General features: G+C 66.5%; 10 protein-coding genes and 1 tRNA gene. 6 read left to right on the forward strand and 5 right to left on the reverse strand.

Features of this window, described 5'->3' with window-relative positions:
- Positions 1 to 124: 124 nt before the first annotated feature.
- Positions 125 to 889 (reverse strand): M90 family metallopeptidase, encoded by a 765-nt coding sequence (locus tag AC1DT2_RS12200; RefSeq protein WP_063572489.1) that lies wholly within the window; start codon positions 887 to 889, stop codon positions 125 to 127.
- 19 nt (positions 890 to 908) lie between these two features.
- On the reverse strand, positions 909 to 1,247 hold the full coding sequence (locus tag AC1DT2_RS12205) for a hypothetical protein (RefSeq protein ID WP_063572488.1): 339 nt from the start codon (positions 1,245 to 1,247) through the stop codon (positions 909 to 911).
- A gap of 202 nt (positions 1,248 to 1,449) precedes the next feature.
- On the opposite strand from AC1DT2_RS12205, the gene AC1DT2_RS12210 reads away from it, so the two are divergent.
- From AC1DT2_RS12210 to AC1DT2_RS12230, 5 genes are all read left to right on the forward strand, one after another.
- Positions 1,450 to 2,430, forward strand: a complete 981-nt coding sequence (locus AC1DT2_RS12210) for a biotin--[acetyl-CoA-carboxylase] ligase (protein ID WP_477296493.1) — start codon at positions 1,450 to 1,452, stop codon at positions 2,428 to 2,430.
- Positions 2,427 to 3,185 (forward strand): type III pantothenate kinase, encoded by a 759-nt coding sequence (locus tag AC1DT2_RS12215; protein ID WP_477296495.1) that lies wholly within the window; start codon positions 2,427 to 2,429, stop codon positions 3,183 to 3,185. Before AC1DT2_RS12210 ends, AC1DT2_RS12215 begins: the two co-directional genes overlap by 4 nt.
- Before the next feature lie 65 nt (positions 3,186 to 3,250).
- Positions 3,251 to 4,063, forward strand: coding sequence for an SPOR domain-containing protein (locus AC1DT2_RS12220; protein ID WP_477296497.1), 813 nt, complete (start codon positions 3,251 to 3,253; stop codon positions 4,061 to 4,063).
- 16 nt (positions 4,064 to 4,079) lie between these two features.
- Positions 4,080 to 4,155 (forward strand) — tRNA-Thr (locus AC1DT2_RS12225).
- An 82-nt stretch (positions 4,156 to 4,237) separates the two neighbouring features.
- On the forward strand, positions 4,238 to 4,981 hold the full coding sequence (locus AC1DT2_RS12230; RefSeq protein ID WP_477296499.1) for an alpha/beta hydrolase family protein: 744 nt from the start codon (positions 4,238 to 4,240) through the stop codon (positions 4,979 to 4,981).
- A gap of 19 nt (positions 4,982 to 5,000) precedes the next feature.
- On the opposite strand, the gene AC1DT2_RS12235 is transcribed toward AC1DT2_RS12230, so the two are convergent.
- The 3 genes from AC1DT2_RS12235 to AC1DT2_RS12245 all read right to left on the reverse strand — a co-directional run bounded on the left by AC1DT2_RS12235 (position 5,001) and on the right by AC1DT2_RS12245 (position 6,866).
- Positions 5,001 to 5,447 carry an RES family NAD+ phosphorylase gene (locus tag AC1DT2_RS12235; RefSeq protein ID WP_477296501.1) on the reverse strand — a complete coding sequence of 149 codons (447 nt, stop codon included), beginning with the start codon at positions 5,445 to 5,447 and terminating at the stop codon, positions 5,001 to 5,003.
- On the reverse strand, positions 5,447 to 5,902 hold the full coding sequence (locus AC1DT2_RS12240; RefSeq protein WP_477296503.1) for an antitoxin Xre/MbcA/ParS toxin-binding domain-containing protein: 456 nt from the start codon (positions 5,900 to 5,902) through the stop codon (positions 5,447 to 5,449). The genes AC1DT2_RS12235 and AC1DT2_RS12240 overlap by 1 nt, the downstream gene beginning before the upstream one ends.
- Positions 5,903 to 5,969: 67 nt before the next feature.
- Entirely contained in the window at positions 5,970 to 6,866 is an 897-nt protein-coding gene (locus AC1DT2_RS12245) for a LysR family transcriptional regulator (protein WP_213949598.1), read from the reverse strand.
- 98 nt (positions 6,867 to 6,964) lie between these two features.
- On the opposite strand from AC1DT2_RS12245, the gene AC1DT2_RS12250 reads away from it, so the two are divergent.
- A partial coding sequence (locus AC1DT2_RS12250; RefSeq protein ID WP_477296505.1) for an arginase family protein occupies positions 6,965 to 7,543 on the forward strand: 579 nt, incomplete at its 3' end.

Here is a 7,543-nt window from a genome sequence, read left to right on the forward strand (position 1 = left end):
GTGCAGGACATCGTCAAGGCATACCAGGGCGAGCTGCACGTCGACCGCTCCGAAGAACTCGGCGGCGCCCGTTTCAGTGTTCGTCTTCCGCCGGGTTGACCACGGCCGATCCCGTTGCGGCGGGTCAACTGGCCGGTGACGGTCCGTAAAAAGCGGCTAACAGGCGCGCTACGTCAGGTGCGGCTTCGCGAAGGAGAGCCGGCTGCGAGAAATGCAGCTCGCTGGTGACCGCGAAATACTCTTCCGGCGCTTCGGCGGCGTAAGGATCGATCGCTGTCTTGCGGCCGCGGCCGACCTGCTTCGAGAGGGTGTCGAAGCCACGTTGCATCGTCTGGATCCACTCACGGCGATTGATCGACGACGGTAGCGGCGGGACACCGTTCGCGGGTCCGGCAAGCATGTCGAGTTTGTGCGCCATCTCGTGGATGACCACGTTGAAGCCATCCCATGGCGCGTCGATGTCCAGCGCCACGTCGGCAAGCGACAACACCATGGGCCCGCGTTCCCAGGCCTCGCCGATCAGGGTGTCGTCACGGTCGGTGACCACGCCGGTGGGCGCGTCGTAGTGATTGCGGCGCACGTTGAACTCGCCGGGATACACGAGCACGTTGGTCCAGCCTTTGAACGCTTTGGGGCCCTGTGGCAGGGCGGGAAGGCTTGCCTGCATGGCGATGACCAGGCGCCAGAAGTCGTCCAGCGCCGCGTCGCCCAGGGCGTGGAAGCGCTTGGTATGCAGGAAGCCGGCGGCGAGCTGGCGTAGATAGTGTGTGCGGGGTTCGTCGAGTGCGCGGACGAGGGGGAGTCGGGAGACCGCCTGCCGCCAGAGCGTGTCGTCAATCGGGGGTACCGGCGCGCGAAACCGCGCTAGTAACGACTGGACAAAGCTCATTAGTGACGACCAGACGGACTCAGAGCATCGAGCCGGGGAGCATCGACTGCCAGCTGGGCGAGGGCGAGCGCATCGGCGCAGCACCGTCGTGCGGACCTTCGTCGGGGTCGACAGGGGAGGGCACGGGCGCGGGATTATTGCTGCGCTGGGGCGCGTTGCCCGAGCGATTGGACATGGCGTCGGCCGAACTGGAGTCGCGACTGCCCGACGACGAACGCGCGCTGTTGCTCTCGAACGACGACGAGACCCCACCGCCCAGCGAGAGCAGGCTACCGGTCAGGTCGATGTCGGAAGCGGCGGCGGTGCCGGTGGCACCGACGAGGCACAGACATCCGAAGATGTAGGGTCTGGCGTTCATCGGTAAACCCTGAAAAACCTCCGGACATGCCGGGGGACGACCGATCCTCTCAGAAATTTCACAGAGCTGCCAGTGCTGGAGGTCCATCAAAGGGACTTTGCCGTCCAATACGGGCGAAATTCTCGCTACTGCCCTAGAATCGCCGAATGTCCTGGTTTTCCCCACCCCCGACAGCGGCCGCCTGACGGCCCGACGGCTACCCATGCTCGCACGCGATCTTCTCGAAGCCCTTGCTGGAGGCGATGCCGTGTCCGGCGCCACTCTTGCCAGGACGGCTGGCGTCACGCGCGCGGCGGTCTGGAAACAGATCGAGGCGCTGCGCCTGAAAGGCGTCCCCGTCGAGGCCAAGGTCGGTGGCGGTTACCGCTTGCCATGGCCGACCGAACTGCTCGACGCGCCGCGTATTCGCGGCGGCCTTTCGCCCGCGGCGTTGGCCGATGTCGGCATGATCGAAGTGCACTGGGATATCGACTCGACGTCGAGCGAGCTGGCGCGCCGCATTCCCGTGCTGGACGACCTCTCGTTCGTCATGGCCGAGACGCAGTCGGCAGGACGTGGCCGGCGAGGGCGCACGTGGCTCTCGCCGCCGGGAATGAACCTTTATCTGTCCGTCCTGAAACGCTTCGATGCGGGCTTTGCATCGCTGTCGGGCCTCTCGCTTGCCGTGGGCGTCATGCTCATCCGCGCGCTGGACGAGCTGGGCATCCGGACCGCCGGGCTCAAATGGCCCAACGACGTCCTGGCCGGTAACGCCAAGCTGGCCGGCATCCTCGTGGAGTTGTCCGGTGAATACTCGGGCCCGTGTGCGGCGATCATCGGTGTGGGCCTCAACATCCGTCTGCCGGATTCCCTCCACGAGCGCGCGGACCAGCCCATCACCGACCTGGCCTCGCTGAGCGGCGGTCAGCCGCCGGGGCGCAATCGCGTGGCGGCGGCCGTGGTCGCCTCGCTGAGCGAGGGCCTCCGCAGTTTCGAGCGCCACGGTTTCGCGGCATTTGCCACGGAATACGGCGCGAACGATCTTCTGCAGGGACAGCCGTTGCGCGTGATCGATCCGCGCGGCGAGTACAACGCCATGGGCGAGGGTGTCGATGAGCGCGGTGCCTTGCGCGTGCGTCGCGCCACTGGCGAGCTGGTGATCGTCGATAGCGCGGAAATTTCAGTCCGACGGAGTGCCGCATGATCCTGCTCCTGGACCTTGGCAACACCCGTCTCAAATTCGCCATGCTCGACGGCGATAGTTTCATCCATCGCGGTGCCTTCGGCTGGGACGCGGACATCGCCCACGAACTGGCAACGCTGTGGGCCGCATGGCCCCGACCGACGCGCATCGTCGGCGCGTCCGTCGTCGACACCGCGCGGGAGACGGCGGTTGCCGTGGCCGCCGGCAACGCGTTCGGCCTTGAACCTGTGTGGGTCCGGACACCCGCACGGGCCTGCGGTGTCACCAATGCCTATGCCGAGCCGCACCGTCTTGGTGTCGATCGTTTCCTCGCCATGGTCGACGCGCATGCCGCCGGGCGCGCTCCGTGCGTGCTGGCCAGTGTCGGTACGGCGTTGACGCTGGACGCGCTGGATGCGGAGGGTCGACATCTCGGCGGCTGGATCGCGCCCGGCCCGTTGCTCATGCAGCAGTCCGTGCTCGGTGCGACCGTGCAGGTGCGGCCAGGCCAGCCGGGTGCCGTTCGCGACCTGGCGGACAACACGGCCGACGGTCTGGCGTCAGGATGCTGGCAAGCCTGCGCGGCCCTGGTCGACCGCTTTGCCGACCGCTCGGCTGCGCTGCTCGGTGGTGCGCCCACCGTCACCCTGGGCGGCGGTGACGCCACCGTGCTGGCGCCCCTGCTCCAGCGTGAGGTGATGCTCGTGCCCGATACGGTCCTGCGCGGGTTGGCCGTCTGGGCCAAAGCGCACACTCAAGCGGATCATTTCGCCTAGAATCGCGACGCCACCGGTTCTTACAGGGGAACGCGCGCTGGCCTCACCGGAAACCCAAGGCCGCCATGCTTCTGCGTCTGATGTTCGTTCTGCTGATCGCCCTCAACATCGCGGTAGCCGCCTGGCTGCTGCTTGGCGAATCGGGCACGCATGCGGTGGATCCGGCCGACAAGGGTGTGCCCACGCTCAAGCTGCTTGCTGAACTTCCTGCACCCGCCTCGACTGTGACGGTCGCGCCACCCGCGCAGGCGTCGACGGCGGCTCCCGTCGTGGCCGCCGCGCCCGCTGTCGCCCCGGCTGCCTCGGCGGCAAAGCCGGCGACGCGCGAACCGGGAAAGAAGGAACCCGCAGAGGCCACGGCAAGTCCCGACCTCCTCGCCGCGGCGTCCACCGCAAGCGTCGCGACCAGCGCCAAGCGCAGCTACCGTTGCCTCGCCATCGGCCCCTTCACCAATCAGGTGGACCTGCGCAGCACGCGTACCGCGATCGCACCGCGCACGGTACGCAGCCGTCAGCGTCAGGAGCAGACCAGCGAGTCCCATGGCTGGCGTGTCTTCCTTCCGGCGCAGGCCACGCGGGATCTGGCGCTGGCGCAAGCGCGCCGGCTCGAGGCCAAGGGCATCAAGGATTATTTCGTGGTCACCGCCACCGGCGAGCTGCAGAACTCCGTGGCCCTCGGTCTGTTCCACGACCCCGCGAATGCAAAGAAGCGCCGCGACGAAGTCATCGCCGCAGGCTTCCCGGCGCGCATGAGCGAACGGACCGAAGTCACGCCCGTCTGGTGGCTGGACGTGGTCGTGCCCGATGACGCCAATGCCGATATTCGCCGGGGCATCCGCAGCCCCGGCGCGACCGCCAAACCGACCGGCTGCTTCTGATAAACTCCCCGCCTTCGCCGGCATAGCTCAGTTGGTAGAGCAACCGCCTTGTAAGCGGTAGGTCCCCAGTTCGAATCCGGGTGTCGGCACCAGTTTGATGTGATACAAAAAAGCCGGCTTACGCCGGCTTTTTGTTGGAAGGCGTCCCCGGGCCCAGGCGAATAAAGGACAACCATGAAGCTCGTCCGATGGATCGTCGCGATCGTCATTGTCCTCATCGTGGCGCCGTTCGTTTTCCTCTACCTGATGCAGGACCGCCTGCTTTATCCGGGGGCTGAAGCCACCGAGACCTTCGGCGATCTCACGGTCGCGCGTCCTGACCTGATGCTTCGCGGCTGGGTGCTGCATCCGGAAGCGAGCGACGCGCTGGTCGTCTTCGGTGGCAACGGCATGAGCCTGTCGCGCTTCGCATCGCGCCTGGGCCAGTGCTCCGGTCGCGCGATTTATCTCTTGCCCTACCGCGGCTACGAGGGGCAGGCGGGTACCCCGCGGGAGCGCGACCTGGTCGGCGACGGTATCGCCCTCGTCGACGAGGCAGCAAAGAAGCATGCCCACGTCGCCATTGTCGGCATCAGTCTAGGCAGCGGTATCGCGACACAGGTTGCCGCCGAGAAGCATCCGCAACGACTCGTGCTCGTCACGCCCTACRACAGCATCACCAACGTGGGCAGCGAGACCTTCGGCATACCGCTGGGCTGGTTGCTGCGCGATCACTATGAGAGCGGTCCGGCAGCTGCTCGCCTTGGCGCTGTGCCCGTGTACGTGCTGCAGGCCACCAATGACCAGGTGATCGGCTCGGCGCGCACCGAGGCGCTTGTCCGCTTGCTGCCGCAGCCGCCGGTCCGCTGGGATCACATCGCTGCCGGTCACAACAGCATTCTTCGCACGGACGAGTTCTGCCAGGCGCTTCGGTTCTGAGTAACCGCGATAGAACGCGTCAACGAAGGTAGCGACGGTCGAACCAGAACGGTTCGGCTTCGACCTCGCTCAGTTGTGTCGCTGCGTCCGGATGCGCCGGATTGATCAGGTAGTTGGTCGAGTGCGCGAGGATGGCCGACGGTAAGCGCAGGAGGAGCGTCTCGGCGCGCGCGATCCAGGCATCGCCGATGGCCTGGCTCGTGGGTTCGTTGGCCTGCCAGCCCGTAGGAAGCTCGGGCGTCGGCGCAATAGTCACGGCGTCGGCCACATCGATGGCGATCAACTTCAGTGTCAGCGGTATGGCCGTGACCCCGAGGCGCATATGTGCCATCGCCTCCACCATCGCCAGCGCGGGGTGCTCGGACGCATAGAGGACGGGTTTGCCGCGCGTATGCCAGCGACCGTCCGCATGGTAGCCGCCCACCCCGCTCAGGCCGGGGTAGGACGAAATACGCCAGAGCCGCATCAGAACATGCCGTGAGCGGTGCGCAGGATGCGCGATTCGATCAGGCGGGCGCCGTTGTCGGTCGCGGCGAGCGTCATCGGCGTGACAGGCTCGTCGCCCTCGAGGTAGTCGGCAGGCGTCGTGAACCAGGTCAGCGCCATGTCCTCGTCACCGAAGAGCTCGACCGCCTCGGCGAAGACGCGCGCCACGCGTACCACCCGCTCCGACTCGACCTCGCTGAAGCGGCCCTCGGTGAGACGCCGCCGGACGGTGCTTTCGGGGGCGACCAGATTGCCCGGGAAACGCAGCTTCTCGGCGACGTGCTTATAGGCGTGGACGGTGATGCCTTTGTTGACCAGGCGAACGGCATCGGCATCCGATTCGAGCTTGAGGTCGAGCAGGCGGCCCATTCGGGTGAACACGGTTTCCCGGATGACATAGGGCATGGGGTCGGCATCGGCGATATAGGTGATCATGGCGTTCTCCATTTGAGCGATATTCTACGCCAAATGGTGGCTTGCCGTGATATCGGCCATTCGCCCGTTAAGGCGCCAGTGCAGCCAGCTTTTCGCGTAGGAAATCCCTCAGGTGTTGCACGGCGGGCGTGAGCTGGGCGCGGTGCGCGCTGACCATATTCACGGGCGCCCGCTGGCCCAGGCCCGGCAACAGCTCGATCAGCCGGCCGGCGGCGATGTCGGCCACCACGTCCAGCCGCGATTTGTAGATCACCCCGTGGCCGGCCAGGCCCCAGCGGCGGACCACATCGGCATCGTCGCTGATGCGGTTGCCGCTGACGCTTACCGTGTGTGGGCCGCGGGGCAGGTCGAAGGTCCAGCGGTCGTGGATCTGCTCACCCCACAGAAAGCACAGGCAGTTGTGGCTGTGCAGATCGTCCGGATGTGCCGGCGAGCCATGCCGCACGAGGTATTCCGGTGAGGCGCACAGCACACGCCGGTTATCCGGCGCGAGGGGCTGGGCGACGAGGCCGGAATCATCCAGTGCGCCGTAGCGGATTGCCGCATCGATGGGGTGGCGGAGCAGGTCGGCGGCACGGTCACTGATCCACAGCTGGAGGGAGATGCCCGGATGCCGTGTCTGGAATTCGTCCAGCCAGGGCACGAGCACGTTGCGCCCCAGATCGGAAGGCAGGGACAGGCGAAGCGGTCCGGCAATCTCGCCCCGTCCTTCGGCCAGGGCCTGGCTACCGCCCATAAGGGAAGCCAGCATGGCGCGGGCGTGGGGCAGGTAACGCTCGCCGTCGTCCGAGAGCCGCATGCTACGGGTGGACCGGACGAACAGGCGGGCGCCGAGCTCACGCTCGAGCCGCTGGACGGCGTTGCTGGCCATGGCTGGCGTGGTGTCGATCAGCCTGGCGGCGGCGGAGAAGCTGCCGGCGTCGGCCGTCTGCACGAAGACTTGCAGGTCATCCAGTCGGATCATTCTCAGCGTGCCGGTGAAAATACCGGCCTATCCTGCCCCAATTCACCGCCTGACGCGGTGCAACGTGGGTGTTTTGAAGGCCGGTGTAAACTTGCGGAATGAGCCCAACTACACGTTCCGTCGCCCTGATCGGCGTCCCCACCGATATCGGCGCAGGCCACCGCGGCAGTTCCATGGGTCCTGAAGCATTGCGCGTGGCGCGCCTGGGCGAGCGCCTGGCCCGGCGCGGACTGCATGTGGTCGACCGTGGCAATGTCTCCGGCCCGCTCAACCCATGGCTGCCGCCGATCGATGGCTATCGTCACCTGGGCGAAGCCGTGGCGTGGAATACCGCCGTGCACGAAGCGGTCCACGCCGAACTGATTGCCGGGAACCTGCCGATCATGCTGGGCGGCGATCATTGCCTTGCCATTGGCTCGATCTCCGCGGTCTCGCGCTACTGCCGCGATGCGGGCAAGAACCTTCGCGTACTGTGGCTGGACGCCCACGCGGACTTCAATACCAGCCAGATCACGCCGTCGGGCAATATCCACGGCATGCCGGTGGCCTGCCTCTGCGGTTACGGCCCGGACGAACTCACTCACATCGGCGGCACCGTGCCGGCGACGACACCCGATGTTTTCCGCCAGATCGGCATCCGCTCGGTGGACGAGGGTGAGAAGCGCTTCGTCCACGAG

Source organism: Luteibacter sp. P4_E6 (assembly GCF_056401535.1).

What these genes read in the sequence shown, in the direction of transcription:
- AC1DT2_RS12220 (WP_477296497.1), top strand. Translation starts at nt 3,251, where the DNA reads ATGCTTCTGCGTCTGATGTTCGTTCTGCTGATCGCCCTCAACATCGCG.
- AC1DT2_RS12205 (WP_063572488.1), bottom strand. Translation starts at nt 1,247, where the DNA reads ATGAACGCCAGACCCTACATCTTCGGATGTCTGTGCCTCGTCGGTGCC.
- AC1DT2_RS12235 (WP_477296501.1), bottom strand. Translation starts at nt 5,447, where the DNA reads ATGCGGCTCTGGCGTATTTCGTCCTACCCCGGCCTGAGCGGGGTGGGC.
- AC1DT2_RS12240 (WP_477296503.1), bottom strand. Translation starts at nt 5,902, where the DNA reads ATGATCACCTATATCGCCGATGCCGACCCCATGCCCTATGTCATCCGG.
- AC1DT2_RS12215 (WP_477296495.1), top strand. Translation starts at nt 2,427, where the DNA reads ATGATCCTGCTCCTGGACCTTGGCAACACCCGTCTCAAATTCGCCATG.
- AC1DT2_RS12210 (WP_477296493.1), top strand. Translation starts at nt 1,450, where the DNA reads ATGCTCGCACGCGATCTTCTCGAAGCCCTTGCTGGAGGCGATGCCGTG.
- AC1DT2_RS12200 (WP_063572489.1), bottom strand. Translation starts at nt 889, where the DNA reads ATGAGCTTTGTCCAGTCGTTACTAGCGCGGTTTCGCGCGCCGGTACCC.
- AC1DT2_RS12245 (WP_213949598.1), bottom strand. Translation starts at nt 6,866, where the DNA reads ATGATCCGACTGGATGACCTGCAAGTCTTCGTGCAGACGGCCGACGCC.